This is a genomic window from Microvirgula aerodenitrificans DSM 15089 (genome assembly GCF_000620105.1).
In the GTDB taxonomy this organism is placed as follows: domain Bacteria; phylum Pseudomonadota; class Gammaproteobacteria; order Burkholderiales; family Aquaspirillaceae; genus Microvirgula; species Microvirgula aerodenitrificans.
Window position 1 is genome coordinate 1 of the sequence record NZ_JHVK01000056.1, and the last position, 1,399, is coordinate 1,399.

The 1,399-nt window shown below is 48.5% G+C and carries 3 protein-coding genes; all 3 read left to right on the forward strand.

Annotated elements, in window-relative coordinates; translation table 11 throughout:
• A partial coding sequence (locus Q352_RS23810; RefSeq protein ID WP_373280127.1) for a hypothetical protein occupies nucleotides 1-462 on the forward strand: 462 nt, incomplete at its 5' end.
• Nucleotides 462-764, forward strand: coding sequence for a hypothetical protein (locus tag Q352_RS24235; protein WP_244879601.1), 303 nt, complete (start codon nucleotides 462-464; stop codon nucleotides 762-764). The genes Q352_RS23810 and Q352_RS24235, both read left to right, overlap by 1 nt.
• 176 nt (nucleotides 765-940) lie before the next feature.
• A complete protein-coding gene (locus Q352_RS23630; protein ID WP_156952605.1) occupies nucleotides 941-1,291 on the forward strand; it encodes a hypothetical protein in 351 nt (116 codons plus the stop codon).
• The last annotated feature ends 108 nt before the right edge of the window (nucleotides 1,292-1,399 follow it).

Sequence of the window (1,399 nt, forward strand, 5' to 3'; positions counted from 1 at the left end):
GCCGCGCAGATGCTGCAGGGGGCGACGGTCAACTACCTGCAGGGACTGGCGGCGGAGAAGGTCAAGGAGATCGCCGACAAGCTGGACAGCGAAGTGGCCCGTGCCGCGTTGCAGGGACTGGTGGGCTGCGCAGGAGCCGCCGCTCAGGGTGGCAGTTGTGGCGCAGGAGCCAGCGGCGCCGCGGCCAGCGTGGTGTTGAACAATTTACTGGATGGCCTGAACGGCAAGGCGGTTGGCAGCCTGACGGCGGAAGAAAAAGAAGCCCGATCCAAGCTCATCAGCAGCATTGTGGCCGGCACGGCGGCTGCCACGGGAGGCGAGACGGCTGCCGCCACCATCGCGGCAAAGCTGGAGACGGAAAACAATGCGCTGGCGCTACCGTTTCTCTTGCCGGGTACGACAAAGCCGAGCGGGATCTCGGGCTGGAACCAAGAGGGTTTGCTGAGCAGCTTGCCGAGCTGATGGGCAAGGGGCTTGAGGGAATTCCGCTGACGCAAGCAGGATGGGCGCAGTACCTTATTGAAAACCTCGGCGGCGCTGTCAGGGTCTATGATCCGAACAGCTATTCTAATGAAGGGGGAAAAACGGGGTTAGGATCAGTAATAGATCCTAAAAAATTCGATTACTTGTTTGGTAATTCATCCAGTAATGATCACAATGCGAATCGCTCTAAGCAGCTTGCCGCTGAAATGGAGCGGCTAGGCCTCAGCAATAATGCAAGCGGGCAGGAGATTCTTGCTGATCATTTCAAAATGGTATCTTAGGGGAAAGGCAATATTATAAATTCATTTACTAATAAGTATGGCAGTTTTGAAGTTAGGGATTCATTGCTTATTGGCTCTTCTGGCAAGGCCGTAAAATTAGAGACAACTTTTCAGAAAATGCCAGATGGGTCGAGGCGTGTTATTGCAACGATTCCGCGTAGGTGAGAGAGCAGATAATGTTTATTGAAAATTATCCAGATGAAATTGACATGTTGTCATTTTTTGAGGGGGAAGCTATTGTCTTCGATAAAGACGATCAAAATTACGTATATGAATTTACCGGAGAAAATGGAGTTAGTTTGATTTTTTCATTTAGTGTCTCTGAAGGGTGGATTCAAACTAAATTAAAATTGAATGGAATTGAGGTTTCTAGAAGCGTAAGCGAGGGGTTTAAAGAATTTAAAATTAAGCATGATAAATTGGGTGAATATTTGTATGCTGAGGCAGTTTTCTCTGATTTGGTAACGACAGTTGAGATTTATTTAAAGCCATCTATAGTCGTAACATGGGGCTCGTTAATTAGATGATTTTATTGGCTAAGTAAGCTGCCGGTATAGATGAACTGATCTTCACTAGAATTTTTGACCTTCCCCCGCCCGGTATCCCAGTCATAAATTAGCAATCAGGACTGGTTG